Annotated in this window: 23 protein-coding genes and 1 other annotated feature; of the genes, 2 read left to right on the top strand and 21 right to left on the bottom strand. The window is 52.6% G+C overall.

Annotated features, from left to right (window positions below):
• Positions 1-13 precede the first annotated feature (13 nt).
• The 17 genes from NNL35_RS04310 to NNL35_RS04230 form a co-directional block, all read right to left on the bottom strand.
• Positions 14-826, bottom strand: coding sequence for a class I SAM-dependent methyltransferase (locus tag NNL35_RS04310; RefSeq protein ID WP_254552982.1), 813 nt, complete (start codon positions 824-826; stop codon positions 14-16).
• A 40-nt stretch (positions 827-866) separates the two neighbouring features.
• The gene (locus NNL35_RS04305; RefSeq protein ID WP_254552980.1) at positions 867-1679 is read right to left on the bottom strand and encodes a GNAT family N-acetyltransferase; all 813 of its coding nucleotides are present in this window, start codon (positions 1677-1679) and stop codon (positions 867-869) included.
• Between the two features lie 93 nt (positions 1680-1772).
• Positions 1773-2318, bottom strand: a complete 546-nt coding sequence (locus NNL35_RS04300) for a GNAT family N-acetyltransferase (protein ID WP_254552978.1) — start codon at positions 2316-2318, stop codon at positions 1773-1775.
• Positions 2319-2446: 128 nt separating this feature from the next.
• On the bottom strand, positions 2447-2725 hold the full coding sequence (locus NNL35_RS04295) for a Rossmann-fold NAD(P)-binding domain-containing protein (RefSeq protein WP_111156832.1): 279 nt from the start codon (positions 2723-2725) through the stop codon (positions 2447-2449).
• A 78-nt stretch (positions 2726-2803) separates the two neighbouring features.
• Entirely contained in the window at positions 2804-3763 is a 960-nt protein-coding gene (locus tag NNL35_RS04290) for an alpha/beta fold hydrolase (protein ID WP_254552976.1), read from the bottom strand.
• Between the two features lie 48 nt (positions 3764-3811).
• On the bottom strand, positions 3812-4750 hold the full coding sequence (locus NNL35_RS04285; RefSeq protein WP_254552975.1) for a phosphotransferase enzyme family protein: 939 nt from the start codon (positions 4748-4750) through the stop codon (positions 3812-3814).
• 154 nt (positions 4751-4904) lie between these two features.
• Complete coding sequence (yqeK, locus tag NNL35_RS04280; RefSeq protein ID WP_254552973.1) at positions 4905-5540, bottom strand: bis(5'-nucleosyl)-tetraphosphatase (symmetrical) YqeK; 636 nt, start codon at positions 5538-5540, stop codon at positions 4905-4907.
• A 136-nt stretch (positions 5541-5676) separates the two neighbouring features.
• Positions 5677-5931 (bottom strand): hypothetical protein, encoded by a 255-nt coding sequence (locus NNL35_RS04275; protein WP_254552971.1) that lies wholly within the window; start codon positions 5929-5931, stop codon positions 5677-5679.
• Positions 5932-5991: 60 nt separating this feature from the next.
• Entirely contained in the window at positions 5992-6378 is a 387-nt protein-coding gene (locus NNL35_RS04270) for a VOC family protein (protein ID WP_111156822.1), read from the bottom strand.
• Between the two features lie 180 nt (positions 6379-6558).
• The gene (locus NNL35_RS04265) at positions 6559-7104 is read right to left on the bottom strand and encodes a GrpB family protein (protein WP_254552969.1); all 546 of its coding nucleotides are present in this window, start codon (positions 7102-7104) and stop codon (positions 6559-6561) included.
• 41 nt (positions 7105-7145) lie between these two features.
• Positions 7146-7634: an effector binding domain-containing protein gene (locus NNL35_RS04260; protein WP_254552967.1), complete on the bottom strand. Its 489-nt coding sequence runs from the start codon at positions 7632-7634 to the stop codon at positions 7146-7148.
• Positions 7635-7648: 14 nt separating this feature from the next.
• Positions 7649-8203 carry an RNA 2'-phosphotransferase gene (locus tag NNL35_RS04255; protein WP_254552965.1) on the bottom strand — a complete coding sequence of 185 codons (555 nt, stop codon included), beginning with the start codon at positions 8201-8203 and terminating at the stop codon, positions 7649-7651.
• A 76-nt stretch (positions 8204-8279) separates the two neighbouring features.
• Positions 8280-9023 (bottom strand): DUF4184 family protein, encoded by a 744-nt coding sequence (locus tag NNL35_RS04250; RefSeq protein WP_276540120.1) that lies wholly within the window; start codon positions 9021-9023, stop codon positions 8280-8282.
• A gap of 221 nt (positions 9024-9244) precedes the next feature.
• On the bottom strand, positions 9245-9643 hold the full coding sequence (locus NNL35_RS04245) for a nucleoside 2-deoxyribosyltransferase (RefSeq protein ID WP_111156809.1): 399 nt from the start codon (positions 9641-9643) through the stop codon (positions 9245-9247).
• 31 nt (positions 9644-9674) lie between these two features.
• Positions 9675-10133: a hypothetical protein gene (locus NNL35_RS04240; RefSeq protein WP_254552961.1), complete on the bottom strand. Its 459-nt coding sequence runs from the start codon at positions 10131-10133 to the stop codon at positions 9675-9677.
• A gap of 182 nt (positions 10134-10315) precedes the next feature.
• Positions 10316-11104 carry a molecular chaperone DnaJ gene (locus NNL35_RS04235; RefSeq protein WP_254552959.1) on the bottom strand — a complete coding sequence of 263 codons (789 nt, stop codon included), beginning with the start codon at positions 11102-11104 and terminating at the stop codon, positions 10316-10318.
• A 36-nt stretch (positions 11105-11140) separates the two neighbouring features.
• Positions 11141-11818, bottom strand: coding sequence for a helix-turn-helix transcriptional regulator (locus NNL35_RS04230; protein WP_254552957.1), 678 nt, complete (start codon positions 11816-11818; stop codon positions 11141-11143).
• An 836-nt stretch (positions 11819-12654) separates the two neighbouring features.
• Between NNL35_RS04230 and NNL35_RS04225 the strand changes: the two genes are divergently transcribed.
• Positions 12655-13857 (top strand): IS256 family transposase, encoded by a 1203-nt coding sequence (locus tag NNL35_RS04225; protein ID WP_111155816.1) that lies wholly within the window; start codon positions 12655-12657, stop codon positions 13855-13857.
• A gap of 472 nt (positions 13858-14329) precedes the next feature.
• Here the strand turns inward: NNL35_RS04225 and NNL35_RS04220 are convergent, their stop codons facing one another.
• From NNL35_RS04220 to NNL35_RS04210, 3 genes are all read right to left on the bottom strand, one after another.
• A complete protein-coding gene (locus NNL35_RS04220) occupies positions 14330-15097 on the bottom strand; it encodes a hypothetical protein (RefSeq protein ID WP_254552955.1) in 768 nt (255 codons plus the stop codon).
• A 314-nt stretch (positions 15098-15411) separates the two neighbouring features.
• Complete coding sequence (locus NNL35_RS30605; protein ID WP_420832852.1) at positions 15412-15942, bottom strand: tubby C-terminal domain-like protein; 531 nt, start codon at positions 15940-15942, stop codon at positions 15412-15414.
• Positions 15943-16195: 253 nt separating this feature from the next.
• Positions 16196-16744 carry an NADPH-dependent FMN reductase gene (locus tag NNL35_RS04210; RefSeq protein ID WP_111156459.1) on the bottom strand — a complete coding sequence of 183 codons (549 nt, stop codon included), beginning with the start codon at positions 16742-16744 and terminating at the stop codon, positions 16196-16198.
• Positions 16745-16932: 188 nt separating this feature from the next.
• Positions 16933-17184: a binding site (T-box leader), on the top strand.
• Between the two features lie 106 nt (positions 17185-17290).
• Here NNL35_RS04210 and trpS point away from each other — a divergent pair.
• Entirely contained in the window at positions 17291-18283 is a 993-nt protein-coding gene (trpS, locus tag NNL35_RS04205) for a tryptophan--tRNA ligase (RefSeq protein ID WP_254552951.1), read from the top strand.
• Between the two features lie 87 nt (positions 18284-18370).
• On the opposite strand, the gene NNL35_RS04200 is transcribed toward trpS, so the two are convergent.
• A complete protein-coding gene (locus NNL35_RS04200; protein WP_254552950.1) occupies positions 18371-20437 on the bottom strand; it encodes an amylo-alpha-1,6-glucosidase in 2067 nt (688 codons plus the stop codon).
• Positions 20438-20478: the final 41 nt, after the last annotated feature.

Here is a 20478-nt window from a genome sequence, read left to right as displayed (position 1 = left end):
GGGCGGCTGGCCCTTATTTTTTCCGGCCGATGTAGAGCAGGTGAGAAGAGACGCCCAGCACATGAGGGCTGGAAGCCATCTCATAGATCAGCTCCATCACTTGGCGATATTCGTCTTCTCCGCGTGAACGCCAATAGTCGAATTGCTGCTCATTCATCGCCCCGGCAATGCTGGAAGAACCAAGGAGCTGCACCGTCTCGAAGCCGTGCGCTTCCATGAACGGGGCAATCTCCTCTACCCGGAAATAATACGCGCCGGTGAACCGCCCTTCATCCTGGTGATTGAAGATTCCCGTCTCCATGAAGCCGCGAATCTGGCGGATGCTGTCATTCGGCTTCCATTGCTGCGGATAAAGGAGCGAATTCATCACATGGCGGACCACGGTCATCACCGCGACGAAGACGATGCCGCCCCGCTTGGTCACGCGAAACAGCTCTTGCACGGCGGCATGCCGATCCTCTTCCGCCTGCAAATGATAGAGCGGCCCCATCATCAGCGACGCATCGAACTGCTCGTCGGCAAATATCCCCAGATGTCTGGCATCCGCTGTATAGAACCCTTGGAATTGCCCGGCCAGGCCCCACTCTTCCGCCTTGCCCCGCGCGATCTCCACCAGTCTTGGGGTAAGATCGGTCAAGGTGACTTGATAGCCCGCTGCGGCTAATTCCAGAGCATATTTGCCCGGGCCCGCTCCGTTGTCCAATAGATGCCCGCCAGGCGGCAAATGCTTGCGGATATGGTGCCAATTCACCATAAATTCGAGAGGCTCCCTGTCCAGGCGGCCCCACTCGTCAAACCCGTTATAATAATCGATAATTTTGTTCATGGCGGCACCTGCCCTTGTCTTCCCGTTATCGATCCAACTCTTACAGCTCGGTCCACGTTGATCGCACATACCCGATCCGCATGCCGGCCCGCTCCATATTCCGGTGGCTGCCTGACAGGAAAGCGCATTGGCTCACGGCCATGCCGCACTGGCGGCGCGCCGCCTCGGCAAGTCTGCAGCGCAGCAGACTCAACTGCAAGCCTCGCTGCCGATATTCGGGAAGCGTAGCCGCGAACGTCAAGGAAGCGACGTCCCCCTTCACATGCATGACGCCGACCGCCGCCGGCCGCTCCTCGTAATAGGCCAGATAAAAAAACCAGCCCGGACGTTGATGCAGCACGCGGTTGTTGGCCGCGACATGCGGGATTCCGTCATCCGGCAGCCCCGTCCCCCGGCAGTGAATCATCGCGTATGTATCGAACTCCGACGCCCCGATCTCTTCAATCCGCACCGCTTCCGGCGCAGGCTCCCGATTGGCGGCGGCAGGCTGCGCATACAAGGACGTATGGCTGCCCGACGGATACAAGCCCCGCTCGGCCAGCGAGCGGAGCACCGGCTGATCGGCAAGTCCGGGCAGCACTTCGAATTGGGGTTTCCGCGCCCGCTTCCGGTAGAAGCGGATAATGTCGTCTATATACTCGACATCGCTGCTTCGCAGCCCTTTGACTGTATTGAAGGAAGGCCACGGCATCGTCTCGCTGAAGAAGCAGACCGCATGCCCGAATTGCGCCACCTCCACGCCTTCCGGATTGCCCGGACGTTCCCGGATCGCATTCATTCGATCGGTCATATAATCGATTTCCGACTGCTCAATGGCTTGCATCACATTCTCTGACGGATGTATGGCATTCATCCCTCTATCCTCCGCAAGAGGCAAAACCATCGCCTCTGTTAGATTACCGGCGAAGCAAAATGGTTTTCCCTTTTTAAAATTAGCTGAAATCGGTCAAGCCTCGTTTACATACTCGCTCTGCAGAATGCTCATCTGAATAATGTCCCAATACTTGCCTTCGCGGTACAGCTTCTGCCGCAGCCGGCCTTCTTCCTTGAAGCCGCTGCCCAGATAGCAGCGATGACCGCGCTCATTGAATTCGAACACTTCCAGCTCCAGCCGGTTCAGATTCAGCGTGTCGAAGGCGAACCGTTTGATCAAGGCGATCGCTTCCTTGCCATACCCTTTGCCAAGATGCGACTTGCGGCCAATGACGATGCCCAGGACAGCGCAGCGGTTTTTCCAATCGAGCCGATGCAGATCGATCTGTCCGATGTAGTCCAGTGAATCTCTGTCGGCTATAATGAAGCCTTTGCTGCGGCTGTTTCCCTCGATCATCATTTTCAGAAAGGACTCCGTGTCATGAAGCGTCTGCGGATAGGTGAAGATATCGCTCAACGTATCCGTAATCTCAGGGTCGTTGACCCACTCCCGCATATACGGCAAATCTTCCATTTGATACTCTCTTAAAATTATGCGCTCTCCTGCGATATGCGGCATTCGGATCATCCTTTCTGTCCAAGGTTACGTACTTGGCCTGAGCCCGGGCGGGTGCGTCGTCCCCGCAGTATAGACGGCCTGATTCCGCATCATCGCCTCGATAACGCCTCCGGCAATCTCGGAATGGGTCAACAGCGGGTACGGGACTGCTCGACTACAAATCCAAGTTGAACTTGATGGTACTCGCATTTCGGAGAAAAGTCCATAGCATTTTCCACTTCAACCAAATTTGCACTGCCCCCGAGAATGTGAAAAAGTCTCCACCGCGATATCAATTGTCCGTCCAGCTTGTTCATCACGAGCTGCATCGCCCGCGGTGCCGCTTGCCGATGCACCCAGGCAACCTCCATCTCGACCGGAGCCCGGCGGACGATCTCGCTTGCCGGAACCGCCAATGACGAGCACATGCTTCATCCTAGCCTAACCTCCGTGCGATACATCTCTAATGGACATCTCCGGCCTGGAATTCCTCGCATCCGCCTCTTTCACGCCTTATGCGGCTGCCCCTTCTTCCTCCTGATCGCATCAGCAATCCATGCGGCCGCATATCCGACAATCATCGCCAGGTCGATTCCGAACGTATACGTAAAAACATTAATGTACGCCGTATTCGTATATGGATTCCACCATCCCCAACGGAAAATAGCCGAACGGGGATTATCCGGGGGACCGCCCAGATTGCCGATGAACTGCTTCATATACAGCCACTCCATCACAACAAGCCCAACGCCGAGAAGGGTAAGCAGTAGCAAGATAAGGGCTGGCTTGTCACCCCGACGGAGCCCGCGCGCGAAGAACCGGTGCGAAGCGACTCCGAGCATCGCCAGCAGGACCGCATACAGCGGAACAAGGGGGAACAGAATCAACAGCGCCGGATTCCCGTTCCCGGACATGTCTCCGCCCGGTCGTACCCGGAAAGTGAACATATCGACCAGCCCCACCCCAATCAGAGTCACGATAAAGAAGAGGACCAGCACGATGACAAAATACCGGCGGCGGGCCTGAAATGCACCAGCCTCGGAATGGGAATCATTCACCTCATTCGCCCCCATGTTCATCCCCCAATCATTCAGACTGTTCATGCGAACGCTCGAAGCCTTTGAACCGCGTCCCCTGACGAGTTGATGCTGCTGTCCTAATGTATCCGAAATTCCCGGGGGAAGCTCGCCGCCTGACATCCAAGCTTCCAGGGCTTGATGGAAGGTCAGGGATTCCCTAAGGGGGAGATCAGGCCCCGCGGCAGGAACGAGATAGCCTTCTGCACCGGGATGACTGCAGGCGATGAAGGCAGCGGATCCTTCATCCCCCCCCTCTCCTTCTCTCCCGCCACGTCCCTTGAAGTATTCCGCCTGCTTCTCCCACATCCATCCGCTCACGCCGCCCCCATGCAGCAATACGAGCAAGGGCGCGTCTTTGACGCCGAGCTCCCAAAAATACAGATTCATCCGCCGCCTCCTATGCACCGCTCACTCGGATGCTTTTGGATTCTCATGTTAGTCCCATTCGAGCAACTGGACGTGATGCTCGATCCGAAGGCGGTACAGATTCATGATGCGGATCTGCTCTTCGCTCAAGCGCTCCCGATCCCAGTACATATGCATGAGGTTGTACTCGAATATCTCTTTCAATTTCAAGAACAACGGCAGCTGCTTCAGCATCTCCGGATTCAGCGTATGCTCCTCCTGATACCCCTCTATCAGAGCGTTCGCAATGGAGCGCCCATAGTCCCGGATGTTCCCCGCCCCCGCGAACGAAAATTCCAGGGCCGAGTAGAGAGGGACGGCCAGGTCATACATATAGTAGTGCTTCTCGCAATCTTGAAAGTCAATCATCGTAAGCGAGGAACCGCGGACAACGAGGATATTTTCCAGCCACAAATCGCCATGAATCAACCCATACGTCGCACGTTCCCGAGGAAGCTTCTTCACCTCGGCCAGCACGTTGGCCGCAATCGCCCGGATCGCCGTCTCCTCTGCAGGGATGTATTGCGCGAAGTTGTACTCTTCTTGATCATGCCAGTGCCCCAGATGGTGAAGCCGATGATTCGCCTCATAACTCTGCGTAATCCGGTGCATTCTGCCGATCTGCCTGCCCAATTCGGCCAGCACGTCCGCATTCCACTCCGCACGGGGCAGGTGAATGCCCGGAGCTGCCTTATATACGACAACGATAATGTCCTTCGGAGGCATGAGTTCGACGATCTGGCCGCGGCAGGAGGGGATGGCCGGCGCCACGCCGACACCCTCCCGGTATAACGCGTTCGTCCAGGATACTTCTTCAAGCTGCTCCTCATACGGTTTATAGTTGGTTACGCGGGCGTAATATGTTCCTTGATCGTCTATGCAGCGGTACATTTCATTGGTTACCGCCTTTGCCGTATGTATGTGAAGCGGATAGTTCTCATTGAGAAAGCTGATTACTTGCTGTTCCATTGGCCGTTCCTCCGTCGCTTAAACAGTTCTCTGCCGTGATCGACATTGCCAGGCGCCGCTCCCTCGGTTTGAGGTGGACAAGATACCGGTATCCGGATACCAGGCAGCATTCACCTCATCCGATTCCCGAATCGATCGGATCATCGAAATCATATTAACGGCCGTACATCGCTTCGTCCTTCGTAATGCCAGCCAGATCATGATAAGCATCGCGCAGCCAAGGATGGAGCACCTTCAGCGTGTCCCGCCGCTGCCACAAGTAGTTGACATATGCATAGGAAGCATGTTCCAGAGAGGTCTCAAGCGCCTCCTCCACTTGCTCCAAATAGGGAGGAGTTCCTTCCTGATCCCATTCGATCTTATCTGCAACGAACAACACCTTGTCTATCATCGTGGCCTGCTTGCGGAGCGTCGTATGGCAGCCAACGGCATCCAATATGTCTTGTTCGGAGACCTGGAACAGATCCCGGGCCATCTGTCTGGAGAGCTTCTGATGAACAATCATCGGGAAGGCCTCTTCTTCCGGCAGCACTTCAATGCCAAGGGCACGCGATACACGCACTCTGACATTATTGGGATAGACCGCGCTAATATCATGGAGATAACCGGCGTATTCCGCTGCCTGCGAATCGAGGCCGAATCGCACCGCAAGACGGCGCGCTTCTTCCCCTACCTTCATGCAATGCTCCGCCGTCCCGGGACACTGGTTCCTGACCAAAAAACAATAAACATCTTCACGTAAATCGCCCGACAACGCTTCAACCCTTAGATCTGCATAGACCGGATTCATATTCGCCTCCTCTTACGAGCCGCATCGCCATGCGCATACAGCCATCCGATTTACACATTTTTGTATAATTGTGTATGTTGATCAGCTTCATCGTAGCACAGAAGCGAACCAAGAGGGTTAAAGTTGTATAAACATCTCATTCAGATCCTTTCTCCTCCAGCTTCGCCAGCCTCTCGCCCAACGCGGATTGATTCCATTGCGGATATTCAGGCGGAAGCGGCACATCCTGCAGCAAGGAGCAGTACTCGGCAAAATCGTACCATACCCAATGAGCCCCTCGATGGTACATGCCAGACAGCAGATGGCACCCCGTATGAATGGCAATGTCCTTCGATATCATTCGCCGCAGTATGCTCTTCGTCTCCTCAATGCGTGCTCGATTATCCCCCATTTTTCTCACCTTCTCCAGGATGGATTGGCAACCGGGTCTATGTACCATGTATGTACCATGCTACTGGCGAGCGACGATCTCCACCTTCATCCGGTCCGGATCCTCAAAAAACACGGCATAATGACCGCTGCCCCCGGCATACGGATATCTGTCCGCATACAGCATGGGAACGCCTCTCTCCTCCAGCATGCTGCGCAGTTCGTCAACTCGCGCCTTCGATTCCGCATGGAAAGCGATATGGTTCAGGCCGGTGCGCTTGCGATGGTATGGATGATCAAGAAATCGGGCCTCCGTCTGTACGAAGACAAGATAGGTGTCTCCCTGCTTCCAGCTGATGCCTTCCGGCCATCTCTGGAATTCCTCATATCCCAACTCCTTGAACAGCCATCCCCAAAAGGCGATGGACCGTTCCAAATCCGATACGTTAAACTCGACATGATGCAGCATGTAGGCCTCCTGCTCTTCTACCGCACTAACACAAAACCCACCTTCCGGCGCTTGGCTTAGGGTGGGTCTTCTCCTGTTTCAACAGAACAGCGGTAGCTTGATATTTTTGTATACTCATTGTACTTCAAAATGAATATGCAAACAAGTGTTCGCTTTAGATTGGGCTATCATTTTATCCTTTCATGCATCCGGCTTGCCCGGCCTCCATCCTGTATCCTGGCTCCATTGGCTCGCCCTTCTCATCATCTCCCATATGCAGGGCTCCTTCGCTTCGACGTAACGTGTTCTGTCCTGCTTCAGCAAATAGGCCAACTGGCGCTTCTCCGCTCCATAGCGGGCCGCCTCTTCCGGATGCACCCGCAAATAATCACGGAACAACAGCGCGAACTGCTCGGCGAAGCTCCCGGCCTCCCTTACATGGATATGAGTTCTTCTCATGCCGGGCCCTTCTCTGAAGTAGCGCTTCGTCAGTTCCGGATTGCCGGCCTGATGCAGATAACCGATAGCCTGCAAAGGATCCCGGTATGAAGCAAGCGGCTCAAAGGAACGAACCGATATTTGAATATCAATAATCGGCTTGGCATCCAGTCCAGGAACCGCCGTGGAGCCGATATGATCGATACGGAGAGCGGCATCCTGCAAAGCATCACGTATCCGTGTGCCAATCTCCTTGAATTCTTCACTCCACCCGGGATCATGCGCGACGACCATGCTGTACTCGTTCATAATGACTCCTTTTTCCTATTGTGCCTGTTCTCTTGCTGCCCTTAAGTCGAAATAATCGGCAACGAATACCGGGCGAAGCCTTCGCCGTCATAGCTGTATCTCTCGCAAATGATATAGTCCCTGCCTGCCGCGCTCACGTCGAACTGATGCTCCGCGACATACGCATCGACCCTGGAGCTGGCCGCATCGAAATCCCCCTGCTCATTGGCCACGACAACGCATTGCTGCGCAGGCATGGTTACCCGCACATACCATTCCGGTATCCCTTCGAAGCCGTTGACTTCAACGCAGAGAATGTACGCGTGGCGGTCCGGATCTCCCTGAGAATCGGCATTCGGCCATATCCCGTAATGCACTCGCGGATTCACCACATGGGGGAAATGCTTCGTTGAGGATAGCAGGCCCTCCTTGGCATGACGGTATTTGCTGCCCATATCGTGCAGGCTGATGCACGGAATTCCTATCAGCTTTAGTTCTTCATGCCGTACGACTACCGGCTCCATATTCGGCAGCTTGCTCGTTATTTCCACGCTGGTTATCCTCCTTAACAGTCTCTGAACAATGACATATATTGTGGCGGAATGTAATCGGACAGCCAGATCTCGTTCGGGGCAAGATAGAATTTCACGCCCTCCGAGCCGGCCCTTGCCGCCTCCACTTCAACGATGACGGCCTCGCCCTGCCTGTTCCCTACGTCGGCGGCCAGGTCAGGCGATTCCGTCAAATAGACATACGGTCTTCTGACGGGCTTCACACCTTCTGCCAGGAGTTTCTCGAGGACGCTCTTGTAAGTGCCATGGTAGAGAATACGGGGAGGACGAGCTTCTTCGTACTTCAACCGCTGGACACTGTGTCCATACTTCGCCCTGATCCGGCCTCCCGATATTTCATAACGCCGGTGGCGGCAGTCGCCAGCGGCTTGTGCGATATCGACGATCCCGAGGTCCGCCCATTGCGGCTCTTTCCGCACGGCGGCGAGCAATTCCGCCAGACTGCAATACCCCTGCTCATCCAGGGTGATCCCGTAGTCGTGAGGCGTATGTCGAAGCAACCGGATCATAAATGAGCGCAACTCGTCCCTGCCCTGTTCTGTATTCATAAACGGCCTCCTGCCCTACGATTATAGCGGAATAAATGGGAACATTAGACTCGTGATATCGTGAGTACGTCAGCTTCTAAGAAATCACCTTCATCCTGCTTAATGCGCTGGCTGCAATAAGTCCCAGGAAGAAGCCCGAGATCGGGGCGACGGCGATGATGCCGATGTAGTTCGTACTCGATGCGGAGAAGAGCTTGATTCCGGCGACCGCGATTGCCGTACCACATGCGACCGCCCAGTATTGAACCTTGGCGCTTCTCTTGACTCGAACAAACCCGAACCCGCACCGGGCCTTGCTGAGCAGCAGAACCAGAATTATCCCCTCCACGAGCAGACCTATGATAGACAGCCCATACTGAAGGAGTTTGTACACCGGCGTGCCCATAATATGTTGTTGTAGCAATGGATAGAGGCCCACAAATATTCCTGTCTCGTGCGTAAAACCGTCCAATAACACATGAGCGTAGAACCCGATAATGACCGAGATCAAAAACACGGTCCAGCCACGAATGCCTGACACCCTCCAAGGCCGCGCAAGCCCCTGCGCTTTCCGGTCCAGATCCCATATTGACGGCAGATGACGCGCCAAAGGATCTTTGATCAGGTAATGGAACAACACCGCCAACAGCAAGCTTAACGGGATGGCGTACAGGAACAGGCCCAGCGTCGAATGGCCGATCGTCTGATAAGGCTCCAGCGCAATAAAAAATTCAAAATCGGGAGCCATGCTCCCCAAAATAATGCCAGTCAAACTGAGGTACTTCGGCTGCAACAGCTTCAACGGCGCAGCATACAACGGATGTGCAAGCGTATACGGCATAGCTTCCCTCACTATTCTAAGGTTTCTGACATAGGCGTTTTTTCACGAAGGCCGATCCGGCTTAGGAGCCATCCACTGCTGAAGGCGTGATTTACATCCTCGTATACTCATACCGAATCAAGCCATGGTACTCGACAGTCAATCCGTCCTTGATTGGTTCGTATTTGCCGGCATCGATGGTAGTTACAACAATGCCTATTCGCTTCCGCATAAAAGCACCTCTATTCCAGCGCTGCCGCCAATTTCATTTCCAAGTCGTTCCTATCCCGATAGAAGAGGATATGATCCGCGATTCCTTGAAGCGTGGCGGAAATGTCGGAGCCTTCTTGGGCAATGACAAGGATTGGTTTTTTTCTGCTATATCCATACCCAGCCTCAATCCCTAACCCTGTTCCCTTTTCACTGAACTCAATAAGAATAAGATCCGACGAATCCATGATTTCGAATGTCTTCTGCATCAACTCCGCAGGCGAAAAGGATCGACGCCCCCATTCCTCCACATCCCGGACAATACAACTCGCCTGATGCCCAAGTTGCTGCTCCAGCACGGAGAGGATTGATTCAATGACATGCCGGTTGGAAAAATCATCAACATATTTGATGCCGAAATAAATGTTCATCGTTCCGCCCTCTTTATTGCGATGCTTCGCCTTATTTCCTGACGCTTCTTCGTTGCTTTTGATACAAAACAAGAATGATCGCGACGATAATCAGCGTGATCAACAAAGCAAGGGACACTTTCACGGGGTCCCGATTCGTAAAAAACGATTGAAAAATGCCCGTTCCCTGGCTTCCCGCATACTCTCCACGGTACGTCGCCTTTACAAACCGATTCTCCCGCTGATCTTCAACGGCAATCGCTTCATTCGGGTCTATCCCTTTGATTTCATAATACAGTGTCCCTTCAGGAAAAATATTAGAAAAATTGCCCCGATATGTCCCCTCCCGATCGGAATAAGTCGTTACTTCTCCAATGGCCTCGCCTAACAGGCCTGAATTTACCGCTTCATCGGCAATGACATACATTTTCCCGTCATTCACGACAAAAGCAAACGCCCAACTGGCAAGAGACATTGAAGCGAACAGGAAAAATGCAACCGCTGTCATCACCGATATTTTTATTGTCCGTGAAATGAGAGCCACCTCTTTATGTCCAGGGAGGGAACCTGCTGCCTTCCCTTCGTCTTGTCACATATTGTAGTAGATTATGTAAAAATACTCAAACGGATCTCGGGTTATCGCCCTGCATAAAAAAAGGAGAGACAGCCTCATTGCCGTCTCTCCTCACTCCGCTACCCTTTCTTGTCCGCTTCGCCGTTGGCGCTATAAGCATCGTATGCTTTCTTCACCCAGTCGAACAGATAGGCGCTGCCTCCATGATCGGGATGCAGCAGCTTCAGCAGCTTTTTCGACTGCTTCCGCACCTGCTTGTCATCCGCCTCCTCAGGCACGCCGATCAGCACATGATAGGACATGGCCCCGTTCTGGCGATGCTCCCATGAGTTCGAGGAGCTATCGCCGTAAGAGCGGTTATACGACTTCTCCCGGCGCGGAGCCTGAGCAGCCAGCTCGGACAGCTTATGATGCATGTGCTCCAGGGTTGCCTCCAGCCTCTCCTCCTCGCGCGGGAGGCCGCCTTCCCAGAACTCGAATTCGAATTCCCTCATCATCTGCTCCAGTTGCTCCATCAGATCGTTATACATGATGAGGGTCGCCTTCATGCGGTCTGCCAGCCTGTAGATTCGCAACAGTTGCCGTACCGCCCATTCCGGCATTTCCAATGCGAACGCATGCAGCACCTTGCCCATCTCCTTCTCCGGCACCGGCACCTCCTGCAAGAACTCCATCAATCGTTCCTGCTGCTCTTCGTTCAGCCTCGACCCGATCTGGACGGCAAATTGCAGCTTGATGGTGCCGGCCTTCACTTTGTTCTGCCAATCCCTGTTCAAGCTCATTAAGGCCCGGACGAACTCTACGATATAAGGTTCGGTCACCGTAATGCCACTCGAATCGTCCAGATTGGCGAACTGGGCCCCTTCCATGTAGTCATCTTCTCTGCCGCTCTGCATATCCTTCTTCACCTCGACCCAGGCGACGCCGTCTGAAATCTCTTTTCTTCATTCTTCGCCTTCTTGACCGGAAGGGACTGCTGGCTTCCCGGTAATGCGGAACATGCATTTGCGCCCGCCTTCCGCCATACATTCCGTCCGCTCCACATCGGCTTTCAGAATATCTGCGAACAAAGCCAACTCGCACTGGCAGAGCGGGGAATGCTTGGCGGCCACCTGCGCAATCGGGCAATGGGCCTCTTCCAGCCAGAACGATTCATCCGAGCTGTGTCCCCACCGGGCCATATAGCCTTCCTTGTCCTGAATATCAGCCAGCGCCTGCACCCGCTGCTCCAGCTTCTGTCCCTCCAGCAAGTTCGCATATTGCTGCATCAACTTCTGCTTCCGCCGCTCGAACAACCGCTCCACGAACGTATCGCCGGCCATGGCCTGCATCTCTTCAATCAAGTCCAGCGCAAGCGCGTCATACTTGTTCACGAACAACGCGCTTGCCTTCGCCGACAAGCTATATAGATAGGCCGGCCTGCCGATGGCGGGGCGGGTCAATTGAATGCGGACATATCCGCCTTTCTGCAGATCGTACAAATGCCTGCGGACCGCGATGCACGTCAGATTCAGCTGATCCGCCAGCGGTTGAATGCCAATGGGCCCCTGCTGCTTCAGCATCGTTAGGATGTCTCTGCGCGTGGGCTGCTTGAGCAGGCGGGCTTCCTGCGCAATCGTCATCTCTCATCCCTCCGCCGATTCAATCTGTTGAAATCTCCGACGGCCACGCTTGCCGTCAGACCCGGTTTCCACTCCTCCTCATTGTATCTTATCGAAAAACTTTTGTATATGGTAAACATTTTTGATTGAAGTAAAATTTGTAGTCAAAAAAAATTGTTGCTGAACCTCGAACAAACGCCCTAAATCCTGAAAATTTACAGTATTTTTCCCAGCTCCCCTATTCGGATAAAAAAATCCTGCAAATAAACATCAATTCTACTCCATTTCTTCCTGAATTGAGATTCCAAGGGCAGTATCATGTATTTTTCAGGCTGTTGAGAAAGTCCAAGGGATATTTTGGCACTTCATATTTTATGTGGTGGATCTCGTCTCTCCGTAGAAAAAATCGATTTAAAACGCTATGCGTGCCAAGTTTTGAGTAGGAAAATGGACAATCTCCACCCCTTCGTAAAAAACAGAGGTTTTCCAACGACCTGAAAACTGCACCATTTCCCTAGACACGGCTATCCGGTAGGTGAAATCCGCAAAACTACACGATTTCTCCAGACACTTCTATTCGGTAAGCGAAATCCTGCGCAAATACAGCAATTCGATATGGACGACTTTACCAGAAAGGGAATCCTGCAAAACTGCAGGAATTTCACCCGTGTCGCTCCGACTTGAAGCAAAAGGGCCATAAATGATGTAGATTTGCAGCAATTCCTCGGGATGTGGACTCATTGAGAGCTAAGTCCATATAATTGTGTAAAAAGAAAATGGCAAAAAAGTAGAGCCATAGCAAGGATCCTCGTATAGAATGAGGTTGTCGAGACAACATTCCAAAGGAGGATCTAGCTATGACTCAATACCAGATTACCCTAGATTCACAACTTTTGCATCAACTGTTTTTATCCGAATCAAGAGATGAGGGGATAGCGACCTTATTAGAATCTATCTTGAATCAAGTTTTGCAGGCGCAGGCAACGGAACAGTTGAAGGCAGGACACTACGAGCGCTCAGAAGAGCGTGCAGGTTACCGTAATGGAACGTACCCTCATCGGCTGACAACACGGGTGGGGCAATTAACCCTGCAAGTACCGCGTTTCCGCAACGGTCAGTTCTCTACGGAACTCTTTGCTCGTTACCAACGAAGCGAGCAGGCCCTTGTCTTAGCCATGATGGAGATGGTACTTAATGGTGTGTCAACGCGAAAAGTAAGCAATATCACCGAAGAACTATGCGGGACAGAGTTCTCCAAATCAACAGTTAGTGAGCTCTGCAAACAGTTGGATCCCCTCGTAGAAGAGTGGAATAACCGAAAACTGGACAAGGCCTACCCTTTTCTTATTGTCGACGCCCTGTACGTCAAAGTCCGGGAAGACGGCCGTGTGCGCTCACGTGGCGTGATGATTGCCACAGGGATTAATGCGGAGGGCTATCGGGAACTGCTTGGACTTACCGTAGATGATACCGAGTCAGCAGCAACGTGGGGGGCTTTCTTTACGCACCTCAAAAGTCGCGGGTTGCACGGTGTTGATGTCATTACAAGCGACCATCACGGTGGTTTGGTTAGTGCGATTCGGCAACATTTCCAAGGCGTAACCTGGCAACGGTGTCAAACCCACTTTATGCGTAATATTCTGGACGCTGCTCCTAAATCATGCCGTGATGAATTGAAGGCCCATGTAAGGGCCATCTACGAAGCTGCGGACGAGACCAGTGCCCGTACACTGCTGAAACGGACACAAGAAGCATTTGAAGATAAAGCTCCAAAAGCCATGAGGGTCTTGGAAGAGGGCTTTGACGATGCGACAGCGATCTTGGCACTTCCGGCTGCCTGTCGGATACGTACGCGCACCACAAATGCCGTAGAACGTCTAAATGGCGAGTTGCGGCGGCGAGAACGCGTCATTCGCATTTTTCCCAACCGAGCCTCTGTCCTTCGTCTTTTTGGAGCCTTGTTGATTGAGCAGGACGAAAAGTGGTCTGCTGGGAAAAAGTATATCGAGATGAAAGAGTACCATGAGTGGAGGAAGAAGCTAAACAAGCCTGCAGCTTAGGCATCTTTTTGCTCTGGCAATCTCATTGAGGAATTTACACATAAATTTGGACTTGACCTCATTGAGCCGAAATTCCTGTAAAATAGCAGCAATTCCCTCCACACGTTCAAGCCTCGAGAGGCAACGATGCCTCCTGAAGGCAACGAGGCGATGATACCTCCTGGAGGCGATGATGCCCCCAGGATCCGAGCGGTCTCTTGGATCCCGTAAAATCAGGCCGTTGAGAATTCTGTGGGAATTTTCTCCACTTCCATTTTTTATATGGTGGATCTCGTCTCTCAGTAGAAAAAATCGACTTAAAACGCTTTGAGTGTCAAGTTTTGATTAGGTAAATGGACATCTTCACCCCTTCGTAAAAAACAGGGGTTTTCTAACAGCCTGACTTTTGCAGGAATATTGCCGAAAACACCCTCTAACGAAAGAAAAAACTGTATAATCGCAGTATTTTGCCACGAGCACGTAATAAGGCGCATTAACACTCCACCAGTTCCCGAAAACCGTTGCGGCTCCATAACCATAGCGGCGTATGAAGATCGATAAGCGACAGCTCTGTCCCGGACAGCGCCTCCTTCCACGCGTGATTCACTAGTTCCTGCAGGTTGTTCTTTTTCAAGTCGCTTTCCTTAATCATTTGCAAGCGGACGGTCGCCTGGATGACATGAGTGTCTGGTGCGATCGAGAGAGCATCCAGCTCGGAAAATGAAGCGTCTGTATAATTAGCAAGAACATATAACCAATAATTGCTTATTTTCGGACCGCTTAAATAAGGGAACTCTTTCTTATGGGTCTTTTGGATATAGTCGAGAATGTGTGGGATATTCCAGTTGCACATGATGAACAAGTTGCGTATATCGCCTTCAAAATGGCGAACGAAGGTGCGGCATAATGTCATCCAGGCAGCGCATTGCTTCACAGGCTGAAGCGCGACTTTATATTTTGTCAGCATCTCTCGCAGCTTATCTTCATCGATGGATGCCACAAACCGGGGTTCATAGATTGTTGCCGTTGCTTCATCCATGTAGGAATGGAGGGCCGACTCCCACAGCGTGTAGGAGTTGCGTTGATAATTCAAGGCCATGGGCAAGGTGAAGTACATATAATTCAAACCCGAATCTTTCGGCAAGCCTGGATTCGCATCTTCGGGCATCACTTCTCCGCCCAACAGGCCGTTTACATACATATTTCTAAGCATTATCGCTTTGGCGGCAATTTCCTCTCTCGACGTCATTCTGTCCACCATATCACTTCTCTTTACTCATGTAGTTTGCGATTCAGACAGCGCCCGATAACATTGGCCGAAGGCGGTTCAACTCCCAGCTCCCTTGCCCAGACCAATTCATGATGACATCTCTGATTTCCTTATGGTATTCGTCGGACAATGCCTTCACAGACTCCAAGCTCATATAATCCTCATAATCGGGATCAATAACCGTTTTAATTTTCTACCACTCGGATCCAACTGTACTCGATATCAACGATATGAAAAAGAGTTTTGAGTACCGAGCCGACACCTCTATAGAGAAACAATGATTTCATCGATTCAGTCCTTGTCACTCAATATATCGTCTTCATGATACGGTCTATACAAGGCAGCACAAGCGGACATAACGCATTCTCATAGATTACGAGTTCCCGTTGATTCAGCTTGCCTCCCGGAACTTTTGCAATCTCACCCACAACGGCATGGCTGCAGGAGTCTGATATCGTTGTCGTCCTGTTCAGCGGATCTTTGGCTATGACATACTCATGCTCTTCATTCGTCCATATCAACCGGGGATGTGTGGCAATCTTCGACCGATCCTTGAGAAAAGACAAGCTTTCCCTGCCTTCACGCATCGTCGTAATCGTCCATTTTCTGCGTCCAAGCCATGGGCTGCTATCCATAATTTTTACATGCAGCTCCGAGTGTATATGTCGCCCCTCCAAGCTCAATTGCCAGTTATCAACCACCCAGCTTAATGCTTTATTTGCCCTCGTCGTAAATATTCGGTGAAAAGAGCCGACTGCATTACCGCCCTCATCCTCGATTGCTATAGGAGCTGTTGACATTTTAAGCAATGGACAAGTGTAATAATACCTTTCCATAAAGAGACTCCTTATATCTGTTTTACACTTTGAAACTTAATCTCCTTAAGTTTATCACCCAACCCGAATATTGGATACTCCCTCAATCTTTTTCTTAGGCTTGGAAAAATAGGCTCTTCTCTCTTTATCTACCCATCACGAAAAAGCACCCAGAAAAAAAAGCGATCCCTCGCCTTCCTTTCCGAGTGCCTTGAGTATTCTCAATTAGAAATTAACAACGCCCAGGCCACGAACCGAACCGCTGCGCCTGGACTTACTTAGCGTGTTGCTTATTGTACCATGCCACGAAATTATCGACGACCGAATCGAGAAACGCGATGGTCGGCTCATGAATCAATGTCCCGCTATCGTCAATCTTCTCATGAACGGAGCCGACATACACTTCATTCCCGGGAAGAAGGGGAGAAGACACGCCCGGCGAGAACAAAATATCGCGCAAATGTTCCTGGGCCCGCACGGTTCCCAATGTGCCCATCGAAGCGCCGACGATCCAGGACGGCTTGCCTACCAACACCTTCTCCCCGCGGGACAGCCAGTCAATCGCATTTTTCAATACGCTCGGGATGGAGTAGTTATACTCCGGCGTCACCCATAGGACGGCGTCTGCCGCGCCTACCCTTTGGACGAATTCCTTAACTTCGGCCGGCGCATTATTTTCAATATCTTGATTGTAGAAGGGGAGCTCCTTGATGCTGACGATATCGATATCGATTCGCTCCTGATACCTTTTTTGCATATAAGCAGCCAGCTTCAAGTTATAAGACTCTGTGCGGTTACTTCCGACAAGCGCAACAATATTCATGGATCACGCCTCCTCTGAAATAAAAGTCCAATCGCTTTAACCTATCCTCTCGGGTGCATCCTTTATTATCCAGCCCTGATATATTCTCCAAAGCGAATGATTAATCCTGCTTACGCGGAATAGAATTTGTCCCGGATTGACTCCGGCATCATACCGGTGTAAAATCATGTCCAACATATGTATCCAAATTAACGACATGGAAGAAGAGCAAGTACGTATCGGAGATCGAGGTCCAGAGAGTCGGTGGCTGCTGTGAACCGATCCTCGCCTGATGCCGAATGGGCTTCTGAGTCGCTTCGCTGAACCTGGGAGTAGGCGTGGCCGGGATTCTCTCTCCGTTATCTTGAGAGGCGTATCGAAGGAAGATGCTCCTTCCGTGCGCAAGAGTGAATCGCTGCGGCGATTAATGAAGGTGGTACCACGATAACCTCGTCCTTTGGTGACGGGGTTTTTTTGTTTATTTGGCAAAGGGGGTGATGGTCATGGATGACGGCTGGTGGTTCTCTAGTACGACAGAAGTATGGCAAATCACAAGGAGGAATCTCTATGCAAGAACGTATATTAACGGGAGATCGCGTAACCGGCAAGCTTCACCTTGGCCATTACGCCGGCAGCCTCAAAAATCGGGTCGAACTGCAGCACCAATTCGACACCTACCTCATCCTGGCGGATGTGCAGGCGCTGACGACTCATTTTGAGCAGCCAGAACTGCTGCAGATCCATTTGCGCAACGTGGCACTCGACTATGTGGCGGCCGGAATCGATCCGGAAAAAGCAACCATTTTCGTGCAATCCCTTATCCCTGAGATCGCGGAACTTACCGCCTATTTTTCGATGTTCGTCACGGTCAATTCGCTGCGCCACAACCCGACGATCAAATCCGAAGCCAAGGATCGGGGCTACCAAGAGATGCACTATGGTTTCCTCGGCTATCCGGTCAGTCAGACGGCGGATATTACTTTTTGCAAGGCGACGCTCGTCCCTGTCGGGGAAGATCAGTTGCCTGTGATGGAACAGACGAGAAAAATCGTGCGCCGGTTCAACCAGTTATACCGGCCGGTCTTGCCGGAACCGCGAGCGTTGGTGGGCGACGTGCCTCGCCTCATCGGGCTGGACGGCAATCATAAGATGAGCAAAAGCCTCGGCAATGCTCTTCCTCTCGATTCGACAGCAGCAGAGGTCCAGGAAAAAATCAAAAAGGCGAAAACCGATCCGGCCCGCATCCATAAAAACGATCCCGGCCATCCCGTGGTATGCCCGATATACAGCTATCATCAAGCGTTCCGCAAGGAAGGTGCCGACGAGATCTACGACAGCTGCGCCAAGGGGCGCATCGGATGCGCCGAATGCAAACAAAAAATTGCCCAGAGCATTAACGATCTGCTTGAGCCGATGAGAGAACGAAGAGCGGCCTATCTGAAGCATCCCGGAACAATCGACGAGATCATGATCGCAGGCACGGAAAAGGCGCGTCTCGCCGCGAAGGAAACGATGCTCGAGGTGCGCGAGGCAATGGGCTTGAATTATTTCATACGCTAAACCTTGAATATGGCCAAAAAAACGCCCCTAGAATCCATCCGCAAGGCCCGGTAGTGGCCCATGTCGATTCTAGGGGGCGTTATTCCCTTATGGAATCAATTCAAATCCCGTCGTATTCTCCAAAATTTCAACGGCGAACGATTCGCCCTCGCGGCGGGTGACGCTTACCGACAGATGGCCCGAACCGATGGCGATGCGCTCAGTCGTCAATTGATCCATTCCTTCCGGAAGGAACGGCGAGAGCGCAATCTCCCGCTTCACGGCATTCGGGTACAAACCCAGCATGGCTTGCAGGAAGACGATCGATGTTCCTGCCGCCCAGGCCTGCGGCGAGCATGTCGTCGGATAAGGGACCGGATGGCCGGTCTCGGATCCATAGCCGCAGAACAATTCAGGCAGCCGCTGATATTCGAAGAAGGAAGAAGCCTGGAGCAGGCCTGATATGACCCGTCCCGCCTCCTGCTTGAAGCCAAGCTTGCCCAGCCCGAGCAGAATCATCGCATTGTCATGCGGCCACACGCTGCCGTTATGATAGCTCATCGGATAGTAGCCTGCCGCTTCCGTGCTCATCGTGCGGATGCCGTATCCGTTGAACATATCGTCCTTCATCAAGCGCTGGGACAGCGCCTTCGCCCGGGAAGCCTCCGGCAAGCCGGACATCAGCAGATGGCCCGGATTGGAGGTGACGCTGTGGACCTGGCGTTGGTCTTTGTCAAGCGCAATCGCATAGCACTGCTCGTCCTCCATCCAGAAGGAGGACTCGAAGCTCGCGCGGAGCCGCTCCGCTTCCTCATCCAATCGCTGCGCCCACTCGGCATCGCCCATGACAGCCACAATCGGAGCAAGCGATTTTTTGGCCTGGTAGACGTATCCCTGCACCTCGGACAACGCGATCGGAGCTTCCGCATATTCGCCGGAGCGATGCACGATCGAATTCGCCGAGTCCTTCCATCCTTGATTCGGGAATCCCTTCTCCGCCTCCTGACGGTAAGCGACGAACCCGGAGCCCGCCTCCAGGGCCGAATCGATATATTCCAGCGCGCGGATGACATTCGGCTTCAATTCCTCGACGAGAGCGAGATCTCCCGTCCAACGGTAGTACTCGCCGAGCACGACCAGGAACAGCGGCGTCGCATCCACCGTGCCGTAATAAGGAGAGAACGGCGATTGCTTCGTCGTGACCAATTCCCCGAACCGAATCTCGTGCATAATCTTGCCCGGCTGCTCGTCTCTCCACGGATCGACCTTTTCTCCCTGATAAGCGGCGAGCGTTCGGAGCGTGCCCTTGACGATACCCGGATTAACAGGCAGCATGAACAGCGCCGTAATCAGACTGTCTCTTCCGAACGGCACGGCGAACCATGGCAGTCCCGCCACCGTCGTATCGCCATAGCCGACATCGGTCGTCAGCATGCGCAGATCTTGAAGCCCCCGCTGGTACAGCCCGTTGAACCGTTCCGAATCCGTGCTTACCTTCGAGCTGTTCTCGTACCATTGGACATAAGACGCCTCGAGCTTCCGCAGCCCTTCTTCATACGTCAATGGATCCGCTGCCGGATGATGATCCGATGACGGAGTGATGAAAAACGTAATCTCCTTCTTCTGCCGCGCGTCCAGCGACACAGGGAAGCGCACGGTGCCGCTCGCATCTGCCGTTCCTTCCGCGTCCCACGCGATGCGCGTCGCTCTTCTCACCTTGTCGGCCCCGAGATACGACAGGGCCAATTCCCGGTTGCCAGCCCGCGTCTCCTCCTGCTTGCCCACTTCGCCGGTGCGATACTTCCGGACGAGGAACATGTCCTGGAAATCCGCATCGAAGAAGGCCGAAAATTCAAACTCGACCGGATGGGTAAAATAGTTCGTTAACGTGCAGCGCTCATATAAAATGCCATCATAAATAAACCGCTCCCGCAGCACTTCAATGGCTCCTTCATCCTTCTTGTCCTTCATCAGCCGGAAGGAAGCCAGATAACTCTTATCGCCGACGGAAGAGAGCAGTGTCGGCTTCTCGCCGTCAATCCACACTTCCATGCGGCTTAGATAGCGCGTGTCCTTCATATACAATCCGTGACCCTGATCATCGCCCGCGACGATATCTCCATCCAGACCCGTCAGGAAAAACAGCTCGCCTTCTTTGATTACGCGATAGTCCATGATCGATCTCCCATCTATTCATAGTGTCTGCATGAACGGCA

Source organism: Paenibacillus dendritiformis (assembly GCF_945605565.1).
In the GTDB taxonomy this organism is placed as follows: Bacteria; Bacillota; Bacilli; order Paenibacillales; family Paenibacillaceae; genus Paenibacillus_B; species Paenibacillus_B dendritiformis_A.
The sequence above is the reverse complement of the archived record's forward strand: the minus strand, read 5'-3'. Positions and strand labels throughout refer to the sequence as shown.

Bases quoted from the DNA above. Each gene is read 5' to 3' on its own strand.
- NNL35_RS04200 (WP_254552950.1), bottom strand. From the start codon at position 20,437: ATGGACTATCGCGTAATCAAAGAAGGCGAGCTGTTTTTCCTGACGGGT.
- NNL35_RS04265 (WP_254552969.1), bottom strand. From the start codon at position 7,104: ATGAACGAGTACAGCATGGTCGTCGCGCATGATCCCGGGTGGAGTGAA.
- NNL35_RS04220 (WP_254552955.1), bottom strand. From the start codon at position 15,097: ATGGTGGACAGAATGACGTCGAGAGAGGAAATTGCCGCCAAAGCGATA.
- NNL35_RS04255 (WP_254552965.1), bottom strand. From the start codon at position 8,203: ATGAATACAGAACAGGGCAGGGACGAGTTGCGCTCATTTATGATCCGG.
- NNL35_RS04300 (WP_254552978.1), bottom strand. From the start codon at position 2,318: ATGCCGCATATCGCAGGAGAGCGCATAATTTTAAGAGAGTATCAAATG.
- NNL35_RS04295 (WP_111156832.1), bottom strand. From the start codon at position 2,725: ATGTGCTCGTCATTGGCGGTTCCGGCAAGCGAGATCGTCCGCCGGGCT.
- NNL35_RS04305 (WP_254552980.1), bottom strand. From the start codon at position 1,679: ATGAATGCCATACATCCGTCAGAGAATGTGATGCAAGCCATTGAGCAG.
- NNL35_RS30605 (WP_420832852.1), bottom strand. From the start codon at position 15,942: ATGGAAAGGTATTATTACACTTGTCCATTGCTTAAAATGTCAACAGCT.
- NNL35_RS04285 (WP_254552975.1), bottom strand. From the start codon at position 4,750: ATGGAACAGCAAGTAATCAGCTTTCTCAATGAGAACTATCCGCTTCAC.
- NNL35_RS04270 (WP_111156822.1), bottom strand. From the start codon at position 6,378: ATGCTGCATCATGTCGAGTTTAACGTATCGGATTTGGAACGGTCCATC.
- NNL35_RS04245 (WP_111156809.1), bottom strand. From the start codon at position 9,643: ATGAACATTTATTTCGGCATCAAATATGTTGATGATTTTTCCAACCGG.
- NNL35_RS04210 (WP_111156459.1), bottom strand. From the start codon at position 16,744: ATGAATATTGTTGCGCTTGTCGGAAGTAACCGCACAGAGTCTTATAAC.
- NNL35_RS04310 (WP_254552982.1), bottom strand. From the start codon at position 826: ATGAACAAAATTATCGATTATTATAACGGGTTTGACGAGTGGGGCCGC.
- trpS (WP_254552951.1), top strand. From the start codon at position 17,291: ATGCAAGAACGTATATTAACGGGAGATCGCGTAACCGGCAAGCTTCAC.
- yqeK (WP_254552973.1), bottom strand. From the start codon at position 5,540: ATGAATCCGGTCTATGCAGATCTAAGGGTTGAAGCGTTGTCGGGCGAT.
- NNL35_RS04275 (WP_254552971.1), bottom strand. From the start codon at position 5,931: ATGGGGGATAATCGAGCACGCATTGAGGAGACGAAGAGCATACTGCGG.
- NNL35_RS04250 (WP_276540120.1), bottom strand. From the start codon at position 9,023: ATGCCGTATACGCTTGCACATCCGTTGTATGCTGCGCCGTTGAAGCTG.
- NNL35_RS04225 (WP_111155816.1), top strand. From the start codon at position 12,655: ATGACTCAATACCAGATTACCCTAGATTCACAACTTTTGCATCAACTG.
- NNL35_RS04290 (WP_254552976.1), bottom strand. From the start codon at position 3,763: ATGAATCTGTATTTTTGGGAGCTCGGCGTCAAAGACGCGCCCTTGCTC.
- NNL35_RS04230 (WP_254552957.1), bottom strand. From the start codon at position 11,818: ATGACGATTGCGCAGGAAGCCCGCCTGCTCAAGCAGCCCACGCGCAGA.